Consider the following 24833-nt stretch of genomic DNA (forward strand, 5'->3'; position numbering starts at 1 on the left):
TTTGCGCCAGCAAAACAATCTGTATCCATGATAGGGCAATGCGCCAGCGAGCCGTAAAGTCACTCAAGGAAGTTTTGCGCCAGCAAAACAAACCGCGACACTGGAGAACTGATTGCGTCAGCAATCAGGATCGACACTAAGCACCGTCAGGTGCACGTCACTGGGTTAAGTAAAATCCTTATCGTTTCATCGTAATTCCAAATGGTCAATCTAATTAAATGTAGTAACTTCGCCAACTGAATCCACCCACCTTCTGAAATGCCCGGTTATGGATAATGAAAATACCGCGATCCGCACCACATATTTCAGCATCATCGGTAATACAAGTCTGGCCGTGATCAAAGGACTTGCCGGTATCTTTGGTAATTCCTATGCACTAATCGCTGATGCTATTGAGTCAACTACCGATATATTCTCTTCGTTATTGGTGCTTTTCGGACTTAAATATGCCAAGAAACCTGCAGATGATAACCATCCGTATGGACATGGAAAGATCGAACCACTGATCACTTTCCTTGTGGTGGCTTTTTTGGTTACCTCTGCCACCATTATTGCTTATGAAAGCATCCAGCATATAATGACCCCGCATAAAACACCTAAAGCCTGGACGCTCATTATTCTGGGAACCATAATCGTTTGGAAAGAAGTGTCCTATCGGATCGTATTGAATAAAAGTATAAAAACGAATAGTTCATCCTTAAAAGCAGATGCATGGCATCACCGTAGTGACGCGATTACGTCAGTTATGGCTTTTCTCGGAATTTCGATCGCTTTGATCTTTGGAGAAGGATATGAAACTGCCGACGACTGGGCGGCGCTTTTTGCTTCGGGGTTCATTCTTTATAACAGCTTTTTGATTTTTCGTCCTGCTCTCGGGGAGATTATGGACGAGCACCTTTATGATGATCTCATCGCAGAGATCAGAATGCACGCAAAAGAAGTTGATGGTGTGATCGAAACGGAAAAATGTTTTATCCGAAAATCCGGAATGCGCTATCATGTCGACCTGCATATTATCGTAAACGGTGATATTACCGTACGGGAAGGCCATGAGATTGCCCATGATCTTAAGGATTACCTGATGGAGCAAATTCCGAATCTGGAGAATGTGTTGATACATATTGAGCCGGACAGACTAACCTTCTAGTGACGTGCACCTGACGGTGCTTAGTGTCGATCCTGATTGCTGGCGCAATCAGTTCTCTAGTGTCGCGGTTTGTTTTGCTGGCGCAAAACTTCCTTGAGTGACTTTACGGCTCGCTGGCGCATTGCCCTATCATGGATACAGATTGTTTTGCTTGCGCAAAACGCCCTTGAGTGACTTTACGGCTCGCTGACGCTTTGACTTTTATACTACAGTGATTGATTTTTACATTTTTAAGCGGGAAAAAATTTCTTTTAGTGCTTCGGTTTCGGAAGGTTTGCGGGTGTTATAATCAATAATAATTCCTTCAGGATCGATCAGGATGAAACGAGGAATCGACCGAATGCTGTAATCCCTTAAGAAATCAGCATCCTCCCCATTGGGAGTTATCAATTGTATACCACCCAGTGCATTCTCACGGATCGCTTTTTTCCAATTTTCCTTGTCTTCCTGTCGGTCGATAGAAATACTAACGAATATAATATTCTTCTCAGTGTATTCCTTTTGTAAAGCCTCCAGATAAGGAAATTCCTTTTTACATGGCTTACACCAGGTTGCCCATACATCGATAAATACAAAATTCCCTTTAAGATCACTTAACGAGGTGGTCGTACCTTCATAATTTTCAAAATTTTCAAATTTCGGTGAAGCCTTACCTACTGTATATTTTACCGACTCACTATGCTCCTGTTCATAGATATCATAAATAGTAGTCATATATCCTTCAATGAAATCTTCTTCCTCCTTTACATGTGTCGCTTTCACATCAGCATAAGAATGTAAAGCATTCCACAAACTGTCCTTTAATATTTCGGCACTGTTTGTAAACTTCTTTTTATCCAGTTTTACCCAATTCTTATTATATCCAGCCTTAGAATTCATGATCACATACCGATCGTTTCTGTAATTATTATAGCCGGCAAGATCCTGTGTAAAATGCAAGGTGTTGCGGAAATCTGAAAGATCTGCCTGAAAATACATGTCAGCACCATTTTCCGCATATATCGTTGCAATTACGTTCCCCTCATTCAATTTTAATTGAAGTATGCCATCTGGAGAACCTACCGCAAGAGTATCCTGGAAAGAACCGTCAGGTTCTAACATGATTGTTTTTGTTACTTCATCAGAAGCATCGATATAGAACTCCTGAGAACTGGCATTGGAGATTTTGCCTGAAATGGCTAAATATTCCGGATGTTGCATCCTCCCGGAACATGAAAGAAAAAAAACAGAAAGAAAGAAGGGTATCGTTTGGTACATCTTACTTGATTTAAAATGGGAGCCAATACTACAATAGACCGCAAATTAAAAGGATGTACCGGTAAAATCAAACAGAATTTTCTTACAAAAAAATTAGAGATCCTTAATGATCTAACAATAAATGAAATAGGTCCAAAGGAAAGTACATTGGAAAATTTCACTCATACTCAAAATTGATTTGAACTTTAAAATAAAACGTTTCCAGCGGTGCTATTTGTATTTCAATGGAAAAACAAAAGCGAGTGTGCGTCATGCATCAATAGCCGAAAAACGTACACTCGCTCCTATCACCTTACTTAAAACTCCTTATAGCTGAATTTTTGTCCGCCAACAGATGCTTCGGCCATCATTCCGCTTTTGGTATGGGTAAATACAGCAACCCCGTCTTTATATTTTGCATTATAACTCTTTCCTGACTCCAGTGCAGCGGCAGAGACACCGGCATCGAACTGGAATTTACCTTTCTTAAAATCTTCGACATCCTCGAGTTTTTCAAAGAAGATGACTTCGATCAGCGCCTGACCGCCAAGTTCAAGACCAAAATTAAACTCTTTCATACTGGCGATACCCTTTTTCTGGCCATACTGATATAATACTCCCCTACCGGCAGCACCACCAACGATGAAACCGCCTTTTCCGACATTCGGAAACACAACACAACCCGCTGATTTATCAAAATAACTCCTGATCTCCGGATTTACCTTTAAAAGTGTTTTAACAGCGGCTTCTGAATCCGCTATAATCTTTTGATCCTTTTCACTTTGTGCATTCATCGAATGGGTAACTCCTGCCATAATCATCAGAACGATGATACTTTTTACTAAATACTTCATTGAAACGCTGCTTTTTTAGATTATTAAAACCAAACAAAATCCGAAGGGATTGTTCATAATACGCTATGCGGGCAAGAGGATATAAATATAATAGAAAATACGCTAGTAATTAAATTTAAATACATTGAATATCAATTATTTAATAGAAAGTTCATAGTGTCACTATTTTACTATGTTACGTTGTTACATGGTTACATCCTAAGGTAGTGAAGCAGTAAACAGTAATGCAGTAAACCTGTAAACAATAGTACAGTAAGCTGTAGGCTGTCTTCTGTTTTCTGTTACAGAGTTACTTGTTACAAGGTTACTGGTAACAGCCTAATCGCCGAAAAAAAACACCGGAACGATGATGGCTCTGGTGCTTTAGTTATTTCTTTGAATTATTCTTTAAACTACGCTTTTTTTAATTGGAAAAGCGCGTTCATACTGTTTCGGTACCTGTATGTCAGCTCTCAATTCCCGGGCAGCATTCAGTGGAAAATAAGGATTTCTTAAAAGTTCTCTTCCCAGGAATATAAAATCCGCATCCTGATTCAGAAGAATGGTCTCGGCTTGCGCAGCATTGGTGATCATACCTACTGTTCCGACAGCGATATTATCTCCAACCTTTTCCTTTATAGATTTAGCCAAAGGTAACTGATAGGCCGGCCCTACCGGTATCTTTGCATCCGGAGACGAACCTCCACTGGACACGTCTATGATATCAACTCCCCTTGATGCGAGTTCTTCACTTAACCATAACGAAGATTCCAGATCCCAACCGTCATCGATCCAGTCAGTCGCTGAAATTCTAACCGCTAATGGAAGGTTTTCCGGCCATACTTCCTGAACATCCGAAACGATCTCGAACAATAGTCTTGCACGATTTTTCAGACTCCCACCATATTGATCATTTCTCTTATTGGATACAGGAGAAAGAAAGGAATGCAATAAATATCCGTGAGCACTGTGAATTTCCAATACTTCGAATCCGGAAGCAGCAGCACGGGCAGCAGCCTCTTTAAAATTATTTCGAATTTCTTTGATCTCCTCAATATCAAGTTCTCTGGGCGTTAACGCTCCTTCTGAAAAGGGTATCGCCGAAGGTCCGCTAACCTCCCATCCGCCTTCTTCTTCGGTCTCGAGCAATCGACTATCGGCGCCGCTAACTTTGTAGCTTCCCTTCCTTCCGGAATGAGCTATCTGAATTCCGGGAACGCTCCCTGACTCCTTGATGAAGTTAGCAATACGCTTTAATCCGGGGATATGTTTGTCGCTCCAGATTCCAAGGTCTCCTGTAGAAATTCTTCCCTCAGGAATTACAGCGGTAGCTTCCAGCAAAACGGTACCAGCGCCTCCTATTGCTCTGGTCCCATAATGTACCAAATGCCAATCGGTAGCGTATCCGTTTTCCGCTGAATACATACACATAGGTGAAGTAACGATCCGATTTTTAAAGGTGATATCTTTTATTGAAAGTTGACTGAATAATTTTGACATAGCAATAAACTGATTTAATTTTTCTAAATCTTCAGACGTTAAATGTAGCCGCTCCTTACTTTATATTAAAAAACCTCAATGAACGGACAACCTTATCAATTCTCGAATAGTGAATCCGATAATCAATCCCTGCTAAAACTACCCTTCCAGCTTTTCCTTAAAGAAATCTACGGTACGAGACCATGCCAGCGTAGCGGCTTCCTTGTCATATCGGGGTGTGGTATCATTGTGAAAACCATGATTCACTTCCGGATATATAAAGGCTGTATACGCTTTATTATTTGCCTTTAAAGCTGCTTCATACTCCGGCCACCCTGCATTCACCCTTGTATCCAATCCGGCATAATGTAGTAATAAAGGTGCCTGGATCTGTGGAACATCACTACTTTCAGGTTGTCCGCCATAGAACGGAACTGCCGCCGACAGATCAGGTATTTTTACAGCCATCATATTACTGATCCACCCACCGAAACAAAAACCGACTACACCGACTTTACCGTTACAGCGCTCCTCTGATTTAAGTGTATGGTAAGCCGCTATAAAATCTTCCAGCATCTCATCCCGATCTCGTTCTCGCTGTAAAGCCCTTCCATCATCATCATTTCCGGGATAGCCCCCTAAGGGAGATAATGCATCGGGTGCCAGCGCTATAAATCCGGCAATTGCAGTTCTCCTGGCTACATCTTCAATATGCGGATTCAATCCACGATTTTCATGAACCACCACTACCCCGCCGATTTTTCCAGAATGTTCCTTAGGAACACAGCGTAAAGCTTTGATCTTTCCTCCTCCCTTTGGGGAATCATATTCAATATAGGACTCTTCGATACGCGGGTCACCTGCTTTGATCTGAACACCTCCCTTATAATCAGGCATCATAAAGCTCATCAAGGCTGGAAGTGTTAGACTACCTCCTGTATATAAAGAAAGTTTCTGAATAAAATCCCTTCTTGTCAAACGGTTATGTGCGTAATCATCATAAAGGTCAAAAACTTCCTGTTTGATATCTTCTTTTTTAAGTTCGGACATGATCGGTGTATATTTGGTTGGTGAATGAAACTGGTCTTTCCATAAATATACAAAATAAGGCAGTGATACTATCAGACTGAACATCACAATAATTTATACCTCATGTAATACCAGAAAAGGAATACGGGTATGATAACTGATCTCGGCTACCCTGGGATTAAACAGTATCTGTTGAAAAAAATTCAGATTTTTAGCGACCATCACGATTAGACTGATATCCCTGCTTTCGGTAAAACACTCAACAGCGAGTTCCAGATTGTGGTTCGTAAGCGTGTGAAAACTGTTTTCAAAATCTTTGAAATTATCACTGTACGTTATTTTATTAAGTTCCTGCTCCACAGATAGTAAATCAGAATGTTTTTTAACAATATGAAGAAATCGTATGGGTACCTGATCCAGTAGTATCAGTTTCTTCAGTAGTTCTGCTATTCCCGTAGTACAAGGCATCCTGTAGTCGGTAGGAAAGACCACCTCCCGGAGTTTTGAATAGCATGCTTCCCGGGGGACGATCAGTAACGGACATTTTACTCTTGTCAGTACTTCAACAGTGTGTGTCCCAATTGTCTTCTCTCTGATCCCATCCGCACCTCGGGTTCCCATGACAATAAGGTCTATATGATAATTAACTACTGATTTACGTATACATTCCACCAAGGTATCTGTTTCTGAAATTAATTTAATCGTATGATGCGGATTCAATTCCCGGGAAATTACACGATCGTATAATTTCATAAGTTTAGTTTCTGACGCAGCAATTCTTTCATGATCGATCTCCTGAAGCGGTGTATCGAAGGCAGCATTTACCACTGCCCCCACCATAACATCGATCACATGAAGCAGATAAAACGTACAGGACTCCTTCCTGTAAAATGACAAAGCATAGGTAACAGCATTCCAGGAATTCTCTGAAAAATCTGTAGGAATCAGAATATTTTTCATCGCTTGATATTTAATAACAACAAAGTTATCTGCGGAATTTCAGGAAGTTCATGATATATATCAAAAAGCCTGATTATTAAACGATCAAATGATCTTTCTCAAGCCTTCTGTATCGATGATCCTGATATACCGATCCTCAATAACGATAAGTTTCTCCTGTTTAAATTCTGCCATGGTTCTGATAAAACTTTCCGGGGTAATTCCGGCAACACTGGCAAGGTCAGCCCTGCTGATCCGAAATCCTTTACGGTTATTTCTTTCGAAGACATCCATGAACTGCAGAATAGTGGCGGCAGTTTTCTTCCTGACCGATCCGTATGCCATTCTAAGTAAACGATCTCGCGATTCCGAAAGATCCTCTGAAATAAAATCAAACAATTCCAGAGTCAGATGGATATTCTTTTCCAGAATATCATGTAAGGCTTGTTTACTGTAAGCAAAAACGGTGGTTTCACTAATTGCAGTAGCATTTTCTTCATAGGTGGATTGATGTGAAAAAGAAGTGTACCCGAAGAAATCATCTTCGCGAAACACCTTTGTGATTAACTCCTTCCCATGGCTATCCGTTTTATGCGTCTTCACCATACCCCGTTCAATCAGAAAGATCTGATTGGCATGATTCTCTTCAAAATAAATCACCTCTCCTTCTTTATAAGAAAGTATGGTTCCCTCCTCAAAGAAGAAGTTCTTTAATTCATCGAGGGTAATGATATCTTCATGTTGATTCAACCTATGGCTGAATTCTGATCTTAACAGATCCATTTTTGCAATACGGCTTTCGATGGCATGAAGAAGATCCTCCTCCTCAAATGGTTTCGTCAAATAATCATCAGCCCCAAGGTCCATCCCTTTACGAACTTCTTTTTTTTCTGTTTTTGCCGAGAGAAAAATGAAGGGAATCGCCTGAGTAGTGGGGTCTGAAGAAAGTCTTTCCAATACCCCGTAACCGTCGAGTTCAGGCATCATTATATCACAGATAATCAGATCGGGTTGATGCTTTATTGCAAGATCTATACCCTTAGAGCCATCTGCAGCCTGAAAAACCCGGTAATGCTGTAATTCTAAGAGCTCCGCTATATTTTCACGCAACACCGAATCGTCTTCAATGATCAGTAAGCTTTTCATAGGCTCTCGGATTTTTGAAATGAACGGTCCGGAATTTCTATAAAAAAGGTAGTTCCTTTACCTTCTCCACTTATAAAGCTGATGCGCCCCCCGAGATTGGTCAGGTGACTTCTGACCATATTCAACCCGATACCGGTTCCCTGAATCATCAACGCATTTCCCGCCCTGAAGTATCTCTCAAAAATATGCTTCTGATCCTTTTCCGGAATCCCTATTCCATTATCATGGATACTAATCTTGTATACCCCTTCAGAAAGAGCATCGATGGTGATTTTAATACATGAATTCTCTGGCGAGAACTTGATGGCATTCTGAATTATATTGGAAAGAATGACACTAAATACCTTTTCATCCTGCTGGATCATGATCTCATCAGCATTTTCCGGATAATTGATTTTTTGCCCGGATTTGAGCATCATATTGGCATCATAGATAACTTCATTAAAAACTTTACTCAGGTTAAAGGTCGAATAATGATAATCATACTTTCCGGAAACCATCTTCTCCATAGAGAGGAAATCATTGAGTATGGAATCCAGGTTCCTGATCTTACTCTTGATAATTTCCAGATGCTTATCCCTCTTATCCTGTTGTTCACTTTCGGTATATTTACCAGCCAGTACAGCAGAGGTAAGCATACTACTCAACGGGGTTTTAAACTCATGAGAAACCAGAGAAAGAAAATTTGATTTAAGCTCATTCAATTCTTTTTCCTTTTCCAGTGCTTCGCGGGTTTTACTTTCCGCCTGTTCTCGTCTTTGTACCTCTTTTGTAAGTTTTTCAATAGTTTCTCTGAGTTCTGAAGTGCGTTTTCTGATCTTTACCTCCAATTCCTCATTTAGTTCTCTGATCTGTGCTTCTGTCCTCATCCTATCGGTTATATCCATGACCAGCGCCAGGATATATACCTGTCCATAAATGCTAAAAGGATTCAAACCTATTTCAACCCTGAATTCTTTTCCATTCTTTCGGATACCATATAGATTCCTTTCGGCAGCCATTTTCCGTTTTCTGGAGTTCCTGAAATAATTTTCAAAATGTGAACGATGTACTCCCTGAAAGGGTATTGGAATAAGTTTGTTTAAATTTTGCCCGCGAAGTTCATTTTTATCATAGCCGAACATCGATTCCAGCGAAGTATTTGCCAGTATGATCGTCTGTCTCTCATTAACAACGAGTATCCCCTCTGGTATAGCCTCCGAGAGTACATTAAAAATATCTTTATCCTTTTGATCAAACTTCATATTCGTAATTCAGTTACGATATGTAATTCGTTTAAGCTGTAGATTTATGAGATTGATATTCAATCAGGCAGCCCGTTTAAACTCTATTAAATTTAACCAATTTTGTTAAATGTAACAAGTCAGAAAACGAATAGCCTGTACCTAAACGAAAAGAGCCCATACATTGATAGCTATGGTAACAGTAAAGGGAAACGCTAAATGTTGTTCCGGTCTGCCTTCAATATCAGGATAGCAGTCTTTTCCTTTTTTCGGCTACCATTATATTTCCGATCAAAATGAAAAAATCGGATTTCAATTCTTTAAATCCATGAGACAGTTCATGCATTCTTTCTCTGATCAAAAGATGATCTGCTTTCACTTCTTTCTCCTCATAGGGCTGATCTACCCCATCCAACAATATTTCCAGTTCATTATTATGTTTTTGAACATCTCTGATCATAGACTTTACACCATTTTTACTCATTTCCAGTCTTTCCACCAGATCTCTGCCTTTTTCCAAATACTTTTCAGAACTCAGCTTGATAAAGTAATTTCCGAAAAGATCATCAAGAAAATGCTGCTCTGTGATCATAAATTCAAGTTCGGAAAGCCAACTTTTGGAATCTTCATGCATTTCATCTGCACTTTTCCATTCCATATAACGGGGGTTGAAATAATGTGACATTGTAAAGGAATTTAAAGTTAAAAAGGGTGGAGTCCCAGACCTCCACCCTTATCATTAGTATGGTCAGCTAACTTTAATGGAACGGGAAGCATGCACTTTTGCTTCATCCTTTTTAGCCAGTTTTAACTGGAGAAGGCCATTCTCATAGGTAGCTTCAATACCTTCTTCCTTAACGGAATCAGGCAGTAACAGAGATCTGCTGAAGGAATTGTAATTAAACTCCTGACGGGTATAATTATCAGTTTTCTCTTCTTTAGAATCTCTTTTTTCGGCACTGATGTTCAAATAGCCATCTTCGATGGAAATATTGAAATCCTTTTTGGTCAAACCGGGAGCTGCCAGTTCGATCCTGAATTCTTCTTCGGTCTCCTTGATATTAAGAGCCGGTTGTCTTTGCATGGTTTTGTTCCAGAAAGCATCATTAAAGAAATCCTGAGTATCCAAAAATCTTGTCATTTCGGAATCCAACCATGGTGATCTTCTGTTAAATTTAATAAGTGACATGATATTAAAGATTTAATGTTTATTTCCTTGATGACCCCAAATTACCACTTAGGAAGCGCTTGTGAATTGATATTGCTCAATTTAGCATGTTAAATAATCAGATAACGGGAAGCAGACTATAGTAAACAGAAAACAGCCTTCAGCTTACTGCATTACTGTATTACTGCTTCACTACTTTACCAGGTGACAGCGTTACTGTGTTACATGTGACAGGTGACGGGGACAGAATACTGTAAACGGTAAACGGAAAACAGCCTTCAGCTTACTGCATTACTACTTTACCAGGTGACAGCGTTACTGTGTTACATGTGACAGGTGACGGTAGACGAAAAGATTTTAACAATCCCAATCCGCCTCAAAAATCATTTATCACCATAGGATCTTCAAACGCATCACCCTCTTTCCTGATAATATGATGCCTTAGCAATTCGCCTTTAATATCGAACAGGAACTCATGTTGGTTGGCATTTTCACGGATATTAGCGGTGTAGACCATTCCACCAAATCTTTTATCGCTGTTCCTGCTAACATCCAATAGAACCGCCTCTTTAAAATGCGATCTGATATATTCTAACGCTTTATGTGGCAATCTTGTGATCATTTCTATATGATTTTTCATTCCTACTATGGTTATTCCACCCTTCACCATACCACCATTTCCGCTTTATTGGTTTTTTGATCAGGCCGAATTGCTCAATGGCATGAATCTCCAAATGATTTTTCATTTCCTGAATGGAATCAGTGATAAACAGGAGGTTCATATCTTCCTTACTGATACTCTCATTTGCTGCCATTAATTGTATATGGTGATATAGTTCCTTATGATATTCCTTACCAAAAAGCACTACTGGAAAATGTTCGATCATTTTGGTTTGTATAAGCGTCAGTGCTTCAAACAATTCATCCAGTGTCCCGATCCCTCCCGGCATTACCACGAATCCATAAGAATATTTGATCAAAAGAAATTTCCGAACAAAGAAATACGGTATATTGATCCATTTATGCAGATAAGGATTCGGCTTTTGTTCCTGAGGCAGGATAATGTTACATCCTACCGAATAACCGCCGTTCATATAAGCCCCCTTATTAGCCGCCTCCATAATTCCGGGTCCTCCCCCGGTCATAACTGCAAATCCCATATCGGCCAGTGAGGCTCCGACCGCCTCGGCCATTTTATAGTTAGGGTGATCTTTATCGACCCGGGCTGAACCAAAAACAGTAATACAAGGTCCCATAAAGTGCATCTTTCTGAACGCTTTGATAAAATGATACTGTACCCGCATCGTGAACAATAATTCCTTGATCCTGTCCCGAGGACCTTTGAGGAACATTTGTTCTTCTTTTGTTAAGAAACCTTTTTGTGAGTCCATTTTAATACGTTTAAAGATATCTCGACAAATAGCCGAAGAACTGCTTCTTAAGGTCATTGTAGACTTCTCGTTCAGTCTCCATTCGTTTTCTGATGTTCAAATGTAATTTATAGCTGTTTACATTGATAATTTCAGGGTCTGATACAGTCATTATGGCCAATGTATGTTCATGATATTCTATGGCGTCGCGCAACGAATCGATCTTAGCCTGATGAATCTCAAATTGATTTTGAAAATGATCAAGATCTGCAAGTACGGCATGGTTCGTCCATCGATCCAGAATCTGTTCCAGTCGATTCCTGAATATTTTGATCTCATCTTCCCAAAAAAGTAATTCATTGTGCCAAATAGTATGTTCAAAATGAAGTACCGAATTACTCACATAAGTTTCCATAATTGTCTGTTTTAAGTAAATCACCAAGGTATATCTACTGTCCAGGTTTTTCAATGATATATATCAATTTAGAGGAAAATGATAAGTTATGGATTATGAGTTATGAATTATGAGTTAAGAATTGAGAATTGAGAATTGAGAATTGAGAATTGAGAATAATTAAGGGGTATGGGTTATGAACCACGGATTACTGGTTACTATATCCCTAACCTAACTCCCTCCCCCTTGAATCTTAAAACGGGAAACAGCCAACAGGTTACTGCATTACTTCATTACTGCTTTATTGCTTTACTGTGTTAGAGTGTTACCAGTAACCTTGTAACGTGTAACCTGTAACAGAAAACGGAAGACAGAAGATGGAAAACAGCTCTTTTCATTACTACTTTCTGCATCACTGTTTTCTGCATTACTGCTTCACTGTGTTACGATGTTACGATGTGACAATGTTACCAGTAACCCGGTAACGTGTAACCTGTAACAGAAAACGGAAGACAGAAGATGGAAAACAGCTCTTTTCATTACTACTTTCTGCATCACTGTTTTCTTCATTACCGTTTTCCAACCATATCAAAGTAAAAACTTAACCTAACTCTTAACTACCTAACCCTTTGAGATTTAACGAATAATCACTAAATTATTCGAATAATTTTCTAATATATTTCCATAAATAAAACCTATCACAAATCATAAACTATAATTTTTAATAATCGTAATTTTAGCTTAAATAATTAAATTTTATTCAAATGGAAAACAAATCACATCCTGGAGATGTAACAGGTAGCGCAAGTTATAACGTCAATGGTGAAAGTAAGTGTCCGTTTGCTGGCGGGGCACCTAAAGGCAGTGCCGGAGGAGGAACCACTAATCGTGATTGGTGGCCAAATCAACTTAAGGTAAATATTCTAAGACAGAATTCTTCATTATCCGATCCGATGGGTGAGGATTTTAATTATAAAGAGGCTTTCAATAGTTTGGATTATGAAGCTCTTAAAAAGGACTTGAATGATTTAATGACCGATTCTCAGGATTGGTGGCCTGCCGATTTCGGTCACTACGGTGGACTTTTCATCCGTATGGCCTGGCATAGTGCAGGAACCTATCGTATCGGAGATGGCCGAGGTGGTGCCGGAGCCGGACAACAGCGTTTTGCACCTTTGAACAGTTGGCCAGATAATGCTAGTCTTGATAAGGCTCGCCGTTTGTTATGGCCGATCAAACAGAAATATGGTAATAAGATCTCCTGGGCAGACCTGATGGTATTAACCGGAAATGTGGCACTGGAATCCATGGGCTTTAAAACCTTTGGTTTCGCGGGAGGCCGTGAAGATGTTTGGGAACCGGAACTGGACGTATACTGGGGAAGCGAAGACAAATGGCTGGATGATAAAAGGTATTCAGGAGAACGCGATCTTGAAGATCCGCTTGCTGCCGTGGTAATGGGACTGATCTATGTCGATCCGGAAGGACCTAATGGAAACGGAGACCCTATTTCCGCAGCAAAGGATATTCGGGAAACCTTTAAACGCATGGCGATGAATGATGAAGAAACCGTAGCACTTATTGCAGGTGGACATACCTTTGGTAAGACACACGGTGCTGCAAGTCCTGCTGATTATGTCGGGCCCGAACCTGAAGCAGCGCCAATCGAAGCACAAGGTTTCGGATGGGCCAATACCTTTGAATCGGGTGTGGGTACTCATGCTATCACCGGTGGACCCGAAGTAACATGGACACAAACGCCTACCAAATGGAGCAATCATTTCTTTGACAACCTGTTCAAATTCGAATGGGAACCATCAGTAAGTCCTGCAGGGGCTAAACAATGGGTAGCAAAAGATGCTGAGGCGACAATTCCTGATGCTTTTGATCCCAATAAGAAACATCGTCCTACGATGCTAACCACAGACCTATCGTTAAAGTTCGATCCGATTTATGAGAAGATCTCCCGCAGATTCTACGAGAATCCCGACGAATTTGCCGATGCATTCGCCCGTGCCTGGTATAAACTCACCCATCGTGATATGGGTCCTATCGAACGTTATCTCGGACCAGAAGTACCTCAGGAAGAGTTGATCTGGCAAGATCCGATTCCTCAGGTTGATCACGTTCTTATTGATCAGACGGATATCGCTGCACTTAAAACCAAGATTTTGAACTCAGGTCTCTCTATACAAGAATTGATTTCGACAGCCTGGGCTTCCGCTTCAACCTTCAGAGGCTCTGATAAAAGAGGAGGTGCCAATGGTGCCAGAATAAGACTGGAACCTCAGAAGAACTGGGAAGTGAACAAGCCTGAACAACTGGCTAAGGTTTTGAATGTGCTGGAAGGAATCCAAAAAGACTTCAACGGAGCACAGACTGGAAATATAAAAGTATCCCTCGCTGATCTAATTGTTCTCGGAGGATGTGCTGCAGTAGAAAAAGCTGCTCAAAATGCAGGTTTTAAGGTAACTGTTCCCTTTAAACCGGGTCGTATGGATGCCTCCGCAGAACAAACCGATATTGATGCATTCAACTACCTGGAGCCTTTTGCAGATGGATTCAGAAATTACAGAAAGACCAAATTTGATGTTTCCACAGAAGAATTATTGATCGATAAGGCCCAGTTATTAACCCTAACCGCTCCCGAAATGACCGTATTACTCGGTGGAATGCGTGTATTAGGGGCAAACTACGACGATTCCAAACACGGTGTATTTACCGATAAACCCGGTGCATTAACCAATGATTTCTTTGTGAATCTTCTGGATATGACCACCGTTTGGAAATCAGTTTCCGAAAATGAAGAAGTTTTCGAAGGAACTGATCGCAAAACTGGAGAAAAGAAATGGAGTGCAACCCGAGCAGATCTGATCTTCGGATCTAACTCAGAATTGAGAGCACTTGCTGAAGTTTACGGAGCCTCTGATGCCAAAGAGAAATTTGTAAAAGACTTCGTTTCAGTATGGAATAAGATCATGAACCTTGATCGTTTTGATCTCGCTTAAATACTGAACTTACTTAATGTTGTTAACTTGAAAGGAGCGCCAAAAGCGCTCCTTTTTTTATGTTACAGAGTTACAGGGTTACAGGGTTACAGGGTTACTGGTAATAACGTCACATAGTCACATCGTAACACAGTGAAGCAGTGAAGCAGTAAACGGTTTTCTGTTACAAGGTTACACGTTACAAGGTTACTGGTAACACTCTAACACAGTAAAGCAGTAATGAAGTAAGCTGTAGGCTGTTTTCTGTTTTCTGTTACACGTTACAAGGTTACTGGTAACATTGTCACATCTTAACACAGTAAGCTGTAGGCTATATGCTGTTTTCTGTTTCATGGGGAAGGAGTTAGGTTAGGGATATAGTATCCTGTAATCCGTGGTTCATAACCCATAACCCTTTATTATTCTCAATTCTCAATCCTCAATTCTTAACTCATAATTCATAATCCTTAATCCTTAATCCTTAATCCTTAATCCAAAATTCAAAACTCCTTCTCGGTATATTTCTTAAAATTATCCAGAATCGCCTGCCATCCCTGCCGTTGCATTTCCAACGGATTCTGATTTTCAGGGTCAAAGGTTTCAGTTACTGTGGTTTCACCTCCCTCACTATCGAAAGTAATGGATACATGTCTTCCATCATCCATAACATACGCGATAAATGCGCTATCCGTGACCTCAGTATATTCTCCTCCAAAATCAAATCCGAAACTTCCATCTTTAGCCTCCATCCTACTCGTAAACCTACCTCCAACTTTCAGGTCGACCTCCGCTTTAGGCGTATGCCAGTCGTCACTGGCATTGTTCCAGTTTATGATATGTTCAGGTGTAGTCCAGTATTCCCATACCTTATCGACAGGAGCCTTAATCTGTGTTTGCACTGTAATACTATTCGATTCACTCATTGCTTTTTGCATTATAATTGATCATCCATCGTACTCCGTACTTATCGGCGAAACTACCGAAATAATCTCCCCAGAACTGATCCGCCATCGGCATCTCGATATCTCCTCCCGAAGAAAGTCCGTTAAAAATTCTGTCAGCATCTTCCCGGCTATCCGGATGTAAACTGACATACACGTTATTTCCTACTGTAAGTTTATGTCCCATAGAAGGAACAATATCGGATCCCATAAGAATGATTCCATCTCCAATAGGCAATGAAATATGCATGATTCGATTCTTTTCATCCTCCGGAAGATCATCCAGTCCGGGGCCATCCGACATTTTCATCTTCATCAGAAATTCTCCTCCGAAAACGCTTTTATAGAAATCAAATACCTCTTCTGTATTGCCATCAAAATTTAAATAGGGTTGTGCTTTCATTATTTAAAATTTAAGTTATTCTTCTAATTATTTTTCTGATAGTTCCTTTACCCTCAGTAATGCTTTTGGCCAGATTTCATCGAACATTTGTTCGTATTCCGGACTGATATCCATCACTACTTCAAGATGCGTATGTCCATCCTGATCTTTTAGAACATATTTTTCTCTGGAACCTGCCCATGCCTTGACTTCCTCACTTGTGGTATCCTCTACACCATCCTTAAGCACACCCAGATGTCTGAATGTCATAAGCTCAGGCTCGATCTTCTCAGCGATCATAGAAACCATTCCATTATTATCCGGGCCTTTGAACAGAATCTTACTCCCTTCATTCCAGTCACTTACTGCATGTGATCCTTCCATGAAGGCTGCAGTCCATTTTCGGTATGTTTCATCTTCCCATAAAGTCTTCCAGACTTTTTCTCTGTCAGCATCAATAACGATACTATGGGTCATACTATTAAAATCTTTCATAGTCCATAATTTGCATTACTTACCCTGCATCAGAGACATATCCATATGCAGAACGCCCCAACGATGTCCATCAGGATCTTTAAACGCCATCAGGTACATCCAGCCTTCTACCGTTTCCGGTTCAACATATACTTCCCCCCCGGCAGTTTTTACAAGGTCACTAAAATTATCTACGGAAGCCTTGTTGGCAGCATCGATGTTAAGAAATACCTCTGTCCCCTTATTGGTATCTACTACCGGATTATCTGCAAAATGACTAAATCGTGCCTCAGGAAATAACATCAGGGGCACCCGGGACTTTCCAAGATGGAATCCGGCCATATCCGAACTCCCCTTATGCATGTCGATTTCTTCAAAACCCAGGTCACTGTAGAATTTTCTGGACCTTGAAACATCCTTTACCGGAAGGTTTAACCAAAATTCCTGGTTACTAACTAAATTCATAATTGTTTGTTTTTTGATTATTATTAATTTTTTTAGATAATGTTCCTATTCGATCGGTCGGAAGTGGTGTAACAGCGACCCGTTTCCAAAATCCTCCGTTCCGGTCAGCAATAATTTTAAGTTTCTTTTAATTCCGGTAAAAAGTGGAGTCCCGTCCGGAATTACAACAGGATCTGTTAAGATCTGGAATTCATCAATCAATCCGGCTTCCGCCAATTGAGCAACGATACTGCCACTTCCCAGAACAGTGATATCCCGCTCCAGCTCCCTTTTTAACCTCGACACTTCAACCGTTAATTCACCTTCTAATTTAGAAGTATTGCTCCAGGTATTTATGCTTTTACTGGTAGATACAACAAGTTTATCAGCTCGATTCATCCCTTCTGCTACTTCCGGAAAGCTATTCCAGGCTTGTTCAGACTGCCAGAAAGCAGCCATCATGTCATAAGTGATTCGACCAAAAAGTAATAGATTACCGGATGCGAGCTGGGCTGTTGAATAGGCCGTGGCCTTCTCATTATGAGAATGCCATGCAATATCCCCAAAAGCATCTTTATAAAATCCGTTAAGGGTAATAAACGTAAAGGAATTTACTCGTCCCATTTCCTTTCATAAATGACTGATACTCAAAGATACAATGAATACTTCTCTATCTGGAGGTGTAATTACGACAATCTCGAGGGTTGATTACGACAGTAGAATTCAATACCTTTAAAACATACATAATTTACTTAAAATGAGACATATATCTATACTGGTTCCCAGTGGCAATTCGAGTCTGAGCAACCTGGAGGCTACCTATAAGATGTTCAGCATGACCAACGAAGCCATGATCAAAGCGGGAAAGCCGGCAGTCTTTAAATTACAATTGGTTGCTACCAACGAAAAAGCAAGGTTGAGCAATGGAATCTTTTCCATTATTCCGGACACTGATATCAAATCAGTCGATCGAACTGACCTTATCATTATTCCGGCGATTCATGGCGATTATAGCAAAGTAATTGAGAATAATCGGGAGTTTGTACCCTGGATTCTTCAACAACATAACCTGGGAGCTGAAGTTGCCAGTCTTTGTATCGGTGCTTTTCTTCTTGCCGAGACAGGATTGCTCGATGGTATGGATTGTGCGACACACTGGCTGGCTGCTGAAGATTTCAGATCGATGTTTCCAAAGATCAATCTGGTAAGTGACAGAATCATCACGGATGAAAATGGAATCTACACCAGCGGAGGTGCCTACTCTTCACTTAACCTTATCCTGTACCTGATCGAGAAATTTGCAGGAAGAGAACTAGCAGTACTGTCATCCAAGATCTTTCAGATCGATATTAACCGGAACAGTCAGTCACCCTTTATAATTTTTCATGGACAAAAATCACATAATGACGTGGAGATCATAAAGATTCAGGAATACATCGAATCAAACTATCAAGACAAACTAAATGTCGATGATCTTTGTGACCGAATTTCGCTTAGCCGAAGAACTTTTGAAAGAAGGTTTAAAAAAGCTACTTCGAATACCACCATTGCCTATATTCAAATGGTCAAAGTAGAGGCAGCTAAGAAACAATTGGAGATCGGTCATAAGAATGTGAATGAAGTTATGTATGATGTAGGATATTCCGATGCTAAAGCTTTTCGGGATGTTTTCCGGAAGATCACCGGAATGACACCAGTCGATTATCAAAATCATTATAAACGAGCACCTGTATTTTAACGGGAAATCCCATTTTATTCTCGGTGACACACCCTGTTTAAATCAATTTTAAATTACTGAATTACAGTAGTTTTACTCAAGGATCTCAAATAATTCCATCAAAAATTTTCTTAAATTAGAGTAACAAAAAATCAATGAATTAAAATGAGGTCATGCATTTTATTCCTGATTTCTATACTGTTTTTCGCCCCTTTAAACAGGACCTATGGTCAGGAGAAAGTTGAAACGGCAAAACGGGGGAAATACCGTTCAATTATGCTCAGAGGGCATTCCGGTATGCATTTATATACCGGATCAGATCTGGACTCTAAACTCGATTCGGGGTATGGAGCTCTGGAGTTCAGATACGGGTGGCAAAGTCAGGATGCTGATATCTGGAGCACCTATGGCTATCCCCAATATGGTATCGGGGCCTATACAGGATTCATCGGAGACCCGGAAATCTTCGGTAACCCCAATGCTGTTTTCGGTTTTATAGATTTTCCGGTAACCCCTATGCATAAACGAGATGTGCTCTCAGTCTCTCCCGCACTCGGACTCACCTATCATCTGAATCCTTATGATGCTGAAAACAATCCTCTAAACATAGCGATAGGAGCTCGAATGGCGGTTTATTTTAGTGTGGGATTTACCTGGACATATAAATGGACACGGGAAATGGATCTTGTCACCGGGATTGATTTTACCCACTTCAGTAACGGACGTTCGAATACCCCTAATTATGGATTGAATATGTTCGGAATTCATCTCGGTATGCGTTATAACTACAATGCAGATCAGAATATTGTCGATCCGGGATTCGAACCTGAAACCTTGGTTTCACCGCGCTTTAAAAGTACCGTAAGAAAAGGCCTTTATAAACCTGAAGAACAGCATCTCATCAACACCTATTTTGCCATGGGAGTTGTTCAGAATGATTTTGAAGCTGGTACTGATACCCATTGGGGAACACTTTCACTGCTATTGGAATATCAGCATAAGTTCAACAATATGCACAGTGCCACAATAGGATTTGATTTCTTTAACGACAATAGTCTTAAAGCGATAAACGAGGATCCCGATGATACTTCCATTTATGCAGTACATGCGGGATATGATTTTATGTTCTGGAGGCTCACCATTCTGGTACAAGCCGGTATCCATTTAACCGATAGTTACGATAAGAATAACGTTTTTTTCAGACCGGCAGCCCGATACGATATCAATGAACTGATGTATGCTCAGATCGGATTAAAAGCAAATGGAATTGCTGCTGACTGGATTGAATTCGGAATAGGTTTCCGGCCATTCCGGTGGTAATAACCAGCATAACTGAATTTAAAGAAGACCACAATTGAAATTAAAAGTTTACCATAATATCCTTCTTTTACTTTCCTTCTGGATAGGCTCTCTTCATGCACAACAGGGAAATTACAATTTCAATAACTATGGAAATAAATCCATACTATTATCCGGTAATGTAACCGGTAGCGTAGAAGATCTCGGACTCGCCTATTATAATCCCTCAAGGCTGGCAGTACTTGAAAACACCGGTATCGGATTCAGTGCCAAGGCATTTCAACTGACCAACCTGAAACTGGAGAACATTCTGGATAGTAATACCAAACTGAGTAACCGAAACTTCAATGCGATCCCTTCGATTGCAGGAAGTACCTTTAATCTATTCAATAGCAGATTCGCTATATCCTTCCTCTCCAAATCATCTCAGGATATTCAGATGGGATACCGCAGTGAAATGGAACCGATCACCAATCCGGAAAATGAAACAGCTGCCGAGAATTATCAGATCAATTTAAATCTTGGATCAAAGATCAAGGATGAATGGTTTGGCCTCACCTGGGCCAAAAAACTTACCGAAAGACTTAGTGTGGGTACTACCATCTTTGCAATTGTCTATGAATTAAAAGGCAATAGCGGGATCAATTACACGCTTTTCTATCCTGAAGAAGTTTTAGGGAACTATCAGACCCAATCAGATTTTTCACAAAAATCATATGGCCTGCTATTCAAGATCGGTGCGAATTATGAATTTGATTCTTTCGAACTTGGCGTAAATATTACCACTCCTTATATTGAAGTACTTCACGATGCATCTTATAATTATCGCGAAATACTCGTCAATCTGGACACTGAGAACGACAGTTTTACCGATTTCCAGGCAAAAGATCTTAAAGCGATCAGAAAAGAACCCTTTGCCGTATCAATTGGCGTTGGAATTCCCATCAATCGTCATAAACTATCGCTGAACCTTGATTATTATGCGCCCGTTTCTTTATATAAAAGAATCGATATTCCTGATCATGAATCTTTTACGAAAATTAATGCTCCAGACCGGTTCTATGAAGAAAGAAACTCTGTTATCAATTTTGGAGCCGGATTTGAATATAACTACTCTGAAAATCTATTGTTTTATCTGAGCTGCTCTTCCGATTTTAATGCGATCAAAGATGAAACCCCTCTCCTTGATTTTACCTCACCTCAGGTAAAAAAACTGAGTATCAATGCAAATTATATCCATTTCGGATTTGGTTGTACCTGGGAATTCAGCTGGTCAAATCTCGTTTTCGGAACTACTTACAGCAGTACTTCCAAAAATCTCAGCCATATTTTACAGATTCCGGATATAGATCTGGACTACAATACGGATACTGACTCCAGGTTACGATATACGCGCTGGCAATTCGTGGTTGGACTTGAAATCCCTTTCCTCGAAAGCAAGTTCAAGAATATTATAAAAGAGGAGGAGGATTAAATTATACCCTGTACTATTCCAGCGTAACTAATTCCTGTCCGCTGCTAACACCATTTTCATTAAATGAATCGATGCTGAAATAATAGTGTTGATCACTGCTCAGGGAATGGATCTCCAGAGTGGTATCCTGATACACCATATACGACTGATATAATTTATCGGGTGCCGAACCATAATGCACTTCATACCCTGTTGCACCAGTAACCTTATCCCAACTTAACCGACAGCTTCTACGATCTGCGGTATTCCTGATAACAGCCAAACCCAAAGTTGCGTCCGGCTTTGCCCCGGAACCCTTACCAAAGATTCTGAAACCACTGATCGCAAAGCTTCCCGAAGGAACTTCCAGATTTTCCACTCTGATGAACCGATATCCCCCTAAAGAGTCAAGAGGGTGATAATTATGTGTACGATCGGAATCATTTTGTGAGCGGTCCACGAGCAATGTCCAGTTCTTTTTATCTACTGAACCAGAGATTCTGTAACGAAATTTATTTCCAGGGGTTCTGCCGAAAAGATTGGTTTGGAATTCTGCAAAATTCAGCTGGATTGCTGCTACCGCCCCAACCTCTTCCAGATCGATCATTGCAAATTCATTTACTGCTCCGGACTTTGCAGCCCATAACGTACGAATATCTTCATCATTCATATTCTCAGGGGCTAAAGAATCTATTGAGGAGGAAACTTCTACCGGCTTTTTATAGGAAAGAAGCATCCAGTCTGGAAAAGTATCCTGAAAATTATCGATCCTACTTCGAGGAATGAATTTAGGGTAATCTCCAAAAGAGGTGTTTGTATACAGAACACCGGAATCATCAAAAAACGCAGGGTAGAGTCCGAGTCGCCGTTCAAACATATGTTTTTGGGAGATGGTGATGGTCCCGATATGCCAGTAATTTCCATAGATATCTTTGAAGGTACTACCATGCCCTGCACCCGCCGCAAATCCTTCTGGTTTATAGGCAAACGGATTATGCTCCTGAGGCACAAAAGGACCTAAGGGACCCTCAGAAACATAGACTCCGTCTGAATAACTTTTAAATTCTGTTCCCGGTCCTGAATATTGCAGATAATATTTTCCATTATGTTTATTCATCCAGGCACCCTCGATCCAGGGTGCCTGACCGGTTAAGGTATTATAATCACCCGGAACTTCCCATCCGAACCTTTCGGGTTCCGCATGCTTCAGTACAGTCGGAGTTCCTAAAAAATTGAAATTTTTCCGATAATCGAGCTCAACTCCTAGTAACGGTTCCTTGTCTGAACATCCCCAGTACAGATATAATCGCTCATCATCATCTAAAAAGAAAGCCGGGTCCCATACCGGAACTTCTATATCCTTTCGGGCGACCTCCCATTCTCCCTCAAGTGGATCCGATGTCTTGTAAATTGTATTTCTTTCATGAGAAGAGGCAAGAAAATAAAGCGTATCCCGTATTGCTATAGCGGTAGGGGCATAATCTTCGACCGGGATAGTCCGGGTTTCCTCAAATACCCAATCCACAAGATCTTTAGAATGCCAAAAGCCCCCGGATTTGGAGGCAAACAGATAATAACGATCCTTAAACCATAGTATAGTTGGATCTGCCGCTTCTCTACGGGAAGGTTCCTCTAACTGAAACCGGTAATCGAGATCAAGAGGATTACAATAGGTAGCAAATGATGCCGACCGTTCTTCGGTAACTTTTTCACCTTTGAATTCCTGGTTCTTACAGGAGAAGAAACAACAAAACACGAACAACAGACCAAAACTTCTTATTGAAAACATGAATAAAGGGTGTATTGATTTACTCAAATGTACCCAATAAAATTAATTCCTGTAATCCCGTTGCTAAAACGTATTAAATGCTGAGATCTCCGGTTAATGCTTTTAAGGCCACCTCAGAGATCTTTGCCTGGAAAACTGCCTCATTCAATCGTAGCTGTGCATTGATATAATTCAATTGCGCAGTTCTAAACTCTAGTGTGGTTATGGTTCCGATTCTGAATTTCTCGATGGTGATGTTCAGGTTTTCACGTGCTATATCTACATTCTCCCTTTCCAGATCGATCAATCCCAGATTGGTCTGATAGGTCTGATAAGTCGATTCGAGTTGAGACATCAGGCTTTGCTCCTGTTCCGCTAAAACGAGTTTGCTATTATCTACCTGTATCCTTGCGATCTTTTCATTTCTGTTCTGGTTGAAACCATCAAATACATTCAGGCTTACCCTGAAACCATAGTTCCATCCTCGTGAGGAAGAACTGGTGGTAAATCCAAGACTGGATTCGGTCTCACTGAAATCATAGCCTCCGGTCAGGGCTACTTCCGGATAGCGTTGTGCCTTGATCTGTTTTAATTGTAATTCCGCAATTCTTTGATTGATCTGCTGCATTACCAGGTTCGGGTTTTGTTCCATCGCAATTGACTTCAGCTCAGGAAGCATCAGCGCAGGGTCGACATGAATTGAATCTTCAACTTTAAACTCCGTGGATAATTCCCGTACTAAAAGTTCATTCAACCTGATCTTACTGTTCTTATACAATTCCTGTTGCTGCAGATATAATGTCTGATCGGTATTGATGTCGACTTTGGCATTCAATACCTCAAGCTTCGAAGCCTTACCAATAGAAAATCGGTTCTCAGCCAATTCCAGCCTTTGTCTTGAAATGACGAGTGAACTATCTAGCGCACTCAATTGCTGCTGGATCTGTACCAGGTTATAATAGGTTACCAATACATCATTCACGGTGGTTAGTACAGAAACCTTCAACTCTGCCGTATTGAAATTTTTGTTCGCTTCTAATTCATCATAGCGGGCAAACATTTCAAATCCGTCAAAGATGGTCCAATCCATGGCAACCCCATAGTTAAGACTATTATTACGGGCATTATCCAGTTTATTCACAGTTCCATCTGACCTTGTTTGCTCCATATTCAGGATACGGTTGTTATCGGTTACGACCGCGCTTACCGTTGGTAACATTCCGGCATAACCCGCACTGACTCCCAATTCTCCTGCTTCCACATTATTACGTGCCAGTTTAATGGAAAAATTTTCTTCCAACACTCTGGAAACTGCATCCTCAGTAGAGAGTAGATCCTGTCCGTAAGTAGCACAAAGACTTAAAATACTGACGAAGGATATATATAGTGATTTTTTGATCATAC

The 24833-nt window shown here is 40.5% G+C and carries 24 protein-coding genes; 5 read left to right on the forward strand and 19 right to left on the reverse strand.

What is annotated here, in order from left to right:
• Positions 1 to 268 precede the first annotated feature (268 nt).
• Positions 269 to 1147: a cation diffusion facilitator family transporter gene (locus tag DMZ48_RS17500; RefSeq protein ID WP_143956470.1), complete on the forward strand. Its 879-nt coding sequence runs from the start codon at positions 269 to 271 to the stop codon at positions 1145 to 1147.
• A gap of 222 nt (positions 1148 to 1369) precedes the next feature.
• On the opposite strand, the gene DMZ48_RS17505 is transcribed toward DMZ48_RS17500, so the two are convergent.
• The 12 genes from DMZ48_RS17505 to DMZ48_RS17560 all read right to left on the reverse strand — a co-directional run bounded on the left by DMZ48_RS17505 (position 1370) and on the right by DMZ48_RS17560 (position 11985).
• A complete protein-coding gene (locus DMZ48_RS17505; RefSeq protein ID WP_143956471.1) occupies positions 1370 to 2404 on the reverse strand; it encodes a TlpA disulfide reductase family protein in 1035 nt (344 codons plus the stop codon).
• A 296-nt stretch (positions 2405 to 2700) separates the two neighbouring features.
• Positions 2701 to 3237 carry a lipid-binding SYLF domain-containing protein gene (locus DMZ48_RS17510; RefSeq protein WP_143956472.1) on the reverse strand — a complete coding sequence of 179 codons (537 nt, stop codon included), beginning with the start codon at positions 3235 to 3237 and terminating at the stop codon, positions 2701 to 2703.
• A 387-nt stretch (positions 3238 to 3624) separates the two neighbouring features.
• Positions 3625 to 4716, reverse strand: coding sequence for an NADH:flavin oxidoreductase/NADH oxidase (locus DMZ48_RS17515; protein WP_143956473.1), 1092 nt, complete (start codon positions 4714 to 4716; stop codon positions 3625 to 3627).
• A 138-nt stretch (positions 4717 to 4854) separates the two neighbouring features.
• Complete coding sequence (locus tag DMZ48_RS17520) at positions 4855 to 5745, reverse strand: dienelactone hydrolase family protein (protein WP_143956532.1); 891 nt, start codon at positions 5743 to 5745, stop codon at positions 4855 to 4857.
• Positions 5746 to 5838: 93 nt separating this feature from the next.
• Positions 5839 to 6684, reverse strand: a complete 846-nt coding sequence (locus DMZ48_RS17525) for a universal stress protein (protein ID WP_143956474.1) — start codon at positions 6682 to 6684, stop codon at positions 5839 to 5841.
• Positions 6685 to 6768: 84 nt separating this feature from the next.
• A complete protein-coding gene (locus DMZ48_RS17530) occupies positions 6769 to 7809 on the reverse strand; it encodes a response regulator (protein WP_143956475.1) in 1041 nt (346 codons plus the stop codon).
• On the reverse strand, positions 7806 to 9053 hold the full coding sequence (locus DMZ48_RS17535) for a PAS domain-containing sensor histidine kinase (protein WP_143956476.1): 1248 nt from the start codon (positions 9051 to 9053) through the stop codon (positions 7806 to 7808). Before DMZ48_RS17535 ends, DMZ48_RS17530 begins: the two co-directional genes overlap by 4 nt.
• Positions 9054 to 9276: 223 nt before the next feature.
• Complete coding sequence (locus tag DMZ48_RS17540; RefSeq protein WP_143956477.1) at positions 9277 to 9717, reverse strand: hypothetical protein; 441 nt, start codon at positions 9715 to 9717, stop codon at positions 9277 to 9279.
• A 63-nt stretch (positions 9718 to 9780) separates the two neighbouring features.
• Positions 9781 to 10221 carry an Hsp20/alpha crystallin family protein gene (locus DMZ48_RS17545; RefSeq protein ID WP_143956478.1) on the reverse strand — a complete coding sequence of 147 codons (441 nt, stop codon included), beginning with the start codon at positions 10219 to 10221 and terminating at the stop codon, positions 9781 to 9783.
• A gap of 355 nt (positions 10222 to 10576) precedes the next feature.
• Positions 10577 to 10822: a hypothetical protein gene (locus DMZ48_RS17550; RefSeq protein ID WP_162558754.1), complete on the reverse strand. Its 246-nt coding sequence runs from the start codon at positions 10820 to 10822 to the stop codon at positions 10577 to 10579.
• A complete protein-coding gene (locus tag DMZ48_RS17555) occupies positions 10800 to 11591 on the reverse strand; it encodes an LOG family protein (RefSeq protein ID WP_143956480.1) in 792 nt (263 codons plus the stop codon). Before DMZ48_RS17555 ends, DMZ48_RS17550 begins: the two co-directional genes overlap by 23 nt.
• A 10-nt stretch (positions 11592 to 11601) precedes the next feature.
• On the reverse strand, positions 11602 to 11985 hold the full coding sequence (locus tag DMZ48_RS17560; protein ID WP_143956481.1) for a hypothetical protein: 384 nt from the start codon (positions 11983 to 11985) through the stop codon (positions 11602 to 11604).
• Between the two features lie 743 nt (positions 11986 to 12728).
• On the opposite strand from DMZ48_RS17560, the gene katG reads away from it, so the two are divergent.
• Positions 12729 to 14972 carry a catalase/peroxidase HPI gene (gene katG / locus DMZ48_RS17565; protein ID WP_143956482.1) on the forward strand — a complete coding sequence of 748 codons (2244 nt, stop codon included), beginning with the start codon at positions 12729 to 12731 and terminating at the stop codon, positions 14970 to 14972.
• Between the two features lie 479 nt (positions 14973 to 15451).
• Here the strand turns inward: katG and DMZ48_RS17570 are convergent, their stop codons facing one another.
• The 5 genes from DMZ48_RS17570 to DMZ48_RS17590 are packed head-to-tail and all read right to left on the reverse strand — an operon-like array spanning position 15452 to position 17816.
• Positions 15452 to 15874 carry an SRPBCC family protein gene (locus DMZ48_RS17570; RefSeq protein ID WP_143956483.1) on the reverse strand — a complete coding sequence of 141 codons (423 nt, stop codon included), beginning with the start codon at positions 15872 to 15874 and terminating at the stop codon, positions 15452 to 15454.
• Positions 15867 to 16295 carry a VOC family protein gene (locus DMZ48_RS17575; protein WP_143956484.1) on the reverse strand — a complete coding sequence of 143 codons (429 nt, stop codon included), beginning with the start codon at positions 16293 to 16295 and terminating at the stop codon, positions 15867 to 15869. The genes DMZ48_RS17570 and DMZ48_RS17575 overlap by 8 nt, the downstream gene beginning before the upstream one ends.
• Positions 16296 to 16322: 27 nt before the next feature.
• Positions 16323 to 16769: an SRPBCC family protein gene (locus tag DMZ48_RS17580; protein ID WP_242009248.1), complete on the reverse strand. Its 447-nt coding sequence runs from the start codon at positions 16767 to 16769 to the stop codon at positions 16323 to 16325.
• Between the two features lie 15 nt (positions 16770 to 16784).
• On the reverse strand, positions 16785 to 17213 hold the full coding sequence (locus DMZ48_RS17585) for a VOC family protein (protein ID WP_143956485.1): 429 nt from the start codon (positions 17211 to 17213) through the stop codon (positions 16785 to 16787).
• 45 nt (positions 17214 to 17258) lie between these two features.
• Positions 17259 to 17816, reverse strand: a complete 558-nt coding sequence (locus DMZ48_RS17590) for a dihydrofolate reductase family protein (RefSeq protein WP_143956486.1) — start codon at positions 17814 to 17816, stop codon at positions 17259 to 17261.
• Between the two features lie 133 nt (positions 17817 to 17949).
• Here DMZ48_RS17590 and DMZ48_RS17595 point away from each other — a divergent pair, with 133 nt between their 5' ends.
• The 3 genes from DMZ48_RS17595 (at position 17950) to DMZ48_RS17605 (ending at position 21682) form a co-directional block, all read left to right on the forward strand.
• A complete protein-coding gene (locus DMZ48_RS17595) occupies positions 17950 to 18930 on the forward strand; it encodes a GlxA family transcriptional regulator (protein ID WP_143956487.1) in 981 nt (326 codons plus the stop codon).
• 144 nt (positions 18931 to 19074) lie between these two features.
• Positions 19075 to 20229, forward strand: coding sequence for an acyloxyacyl hydrolase (locus DMZ48_RS17600; RefSeq protein WP_143956488.1), 1155 nt, complete (start codon positions 19075 to 19077; stop codon positions 20227 to 20229).
• Positions 20230 to 20263: 34 nt separating this feature from the next.
• Positions 20264 to 21682, forward strand: a complete 1419-nt coding sequence (locus tag DMZ48_RS17605; protein WP_143956489.1) for a hypothetical protein — start codon at positions 20264 to 20266, stop codon at positions 21680 to 21682.
• 13 nt (positions 21683 to 21695) lie between these two features.
• Here DMZ48_RS17605 and DMZ48_RS17610 read toward each other — a convergent pair whose 3' ends face one another.
• A complete protein-coding gene (locus tag DMZ48_RS17610) occupies positions 21696 to 23450 on the reverse strand; it encodes a family 43 glycosylhydrolase (protein WP_143956490.1) in 1755 nt (584 codons plus the stop codon).
• Between the two features lie 73 nt (positions 23451 to 23523).
• Positions 23524 to 24831 carry a TolC family protein gene (locus DMZ48_RS17615; protein WP_143956491.1) on the reverse strand — a complete coding sequence of 436 codons (1308 nt, stop codon included), beginning with the start codon at positions 24829 to 24831 and terminating at the stop codon, positions 23524 to 23526.
• Positions 24832 to 24833 lie beyond the last annotated feature (2 nt).

The organism is Robertkochia solimangrovi, assembly GCF_007279655.1.
Taxonomy (GTDB): Bacteria; Bacteroidota; Bacteroidia; order Flavobacteriales; family Flavobacteriaceae; genus Robertkochia; species Robertkochia solimangrovi.

Excerpts from the sequence above, each read along its gene's own strand:
- DMZ48_RS17500 (WP_143956470.1), top strand. The coding sequence starts at position 269 with ATGGATAATGAAAATACCGCGATCCGCACCACATATTTCAGCATCATC.
- DMZ48_RS17505 (WP_143956471.1), bottom strand. The coding sequence starts at position 2,404 with ATGTACCAAACGATACCCTTCTTTCTTTCTGTTTTTTTTCTTTCATGT.
- DMZ48_RS17510 (WP_143956472.1), bottom strand. The coding sequence starts at position 3,237 with ATGAAGTATTTAGTAAAAAGTATCATCGTTCTGATGATTATGGCAGGA.
- DMZ48_RS17515 (WP_143956473.1), bottom strand. The coding sequence starts at position 4,716 with ATGTCAAAATTATTCAGTCAACTTTCAATAAAAGATATCACCTTTAAA.
- DMZ48_RS17520 (WP_143956532.1), bottom strand. The coding sequence starts at position 5,745 with ATGTCCGAACTTAAAAAAGAAGATATCAAACAGGAAGTTTTTGACCTT.
- DMZ48_RS17525 (WP_143956474.1), bottom strand. The coding sequence starts at position 6,684 with ATGAAAAATATTCTGATTCCTACAGATTTTTCAGAGAATTCCTGGAAT.
- DMZ48_RS17530 (WP_143956475.1), bottom strand. The coding sequence starts at position 7,809 with ATGAAAAGCTTACTGATCATTGAAGACGATTCGGTGTTGCGTGAAAAT.
- DMZ48_RS17535 (WP_143956476.1), bottom strand. The coding sequence starts at position 9,053 with ATGAAGTTTGATCAAAAGGATAAAGATATTTTTAATGTACTCTCGGAG.
- DMZ48_RS17540 (WP_143956477.1), bottom strand. The coding sequence starts at position 9,717 with ATGTCACATTATTTCAACCCCCGTTATATGGAATGGAAAAGTGCAGAT.
- DMZ48_RS17545 (WP_143956478.1), bottom strand. The coding sequence starts at position 10,221 with ATGTCACTTATTAAATTTAACAGAAGATCACCATGGTTGGATTCCGAA.
- DMZ48_RS17550 (WP_162558754.1), bottom strand. The coding sequence starts at position 10,822 with ATGATCACAAGATTGCCACATAAAGCGTTAGAATATATCAGATCGCAT.
- DMZ48_RS17555 (WP_143956480.1), bottom strand. The coding sequence starts at position 11,591 with ATGGACTCACAAAAAGGTTTCTTAACAAAAGAAGAACAAATGTTCCTC.
- DMZ48_RS17560 (WP_143956481.1), bottom strand. The coding sequence starts at position 11,985 with ATGGAAACTTATGTGAGTAATTCGGTACTTCATTTTGAACATACTATT.
- katG (WP_143956482.1), top strand. The coding sequence starts at position 12,729 with ATGGAAAACAAATCACATCCTGGAGATGTAACAGGTAGCGCAAGTTAT.
- DMZ48_RS17570 (WP_143956483.1), bottom strand. The coding sequence starts at position 15,874 with ATGAGTGAATCGAATAGTATTACAGTGCAAACACAGATTAAGGCTCCT.
- DMZ48_RS17575 (WP_143956484.1), bottom strand. The coding sequence starts at position 16,295 with ATGAAAGCACAACCCTATTTAAATTTTGATGGCAATACAGAAGAGGTA.
- DMZ48_RS17580 (WP_242009248.1), bottom strand. The coding sequence starts at position 16,769 with ATGAAAGATTTTAATAGTATGACCCATAGTATCGTTATTGATGCTGAC.
- DMZ48_RS17585 (WP_143956485.1), bottom strand. The coding sequence starts at position 17,213 with ATGAATTTAGTTAGTAACCAGGAATTTTGGTTAAACCTTCCGGTAAAG.
- DMZ48_RS17590 (WP_143956486.1), bottom strand. The coding sequence starts at position 17,816 with ATGGGACGAGTAAATTCCTTTACGTTTATTACCCTTAACGGATTTTAT.
- DMZ48_RS17595 (WP_143956487.1), top strand. The coding sequence starts at position 17,950 with ATGAGACATATATCTATACTGGTTCCCAGTGGCAATTCGAGTCTGAGC.
- DMZ48_RS17600 (WP_143956488.1), top strand. The coding sequence starts at position 19,075 with ATGAGGTCATGCATTTTATTCCTGATTTCTATACTGTTTTTCGCCCCT.
- DMZ48_RS17610 (WP_143956490.1), bottom strand. The coding sequence starts at position 23,450 with ATGTTTTCAATAAGAAGTTTTGGTCTGTTGTTCGTGTTTTGTTGTTTC.
- DMZ48_RS17615 (WP_143956491.1), bottom strand. The coding sequence starts at position 24,831 with ATGATCAAAAAATCACTATATATATCCTTCGTCAGTATTTTAAGTCTT.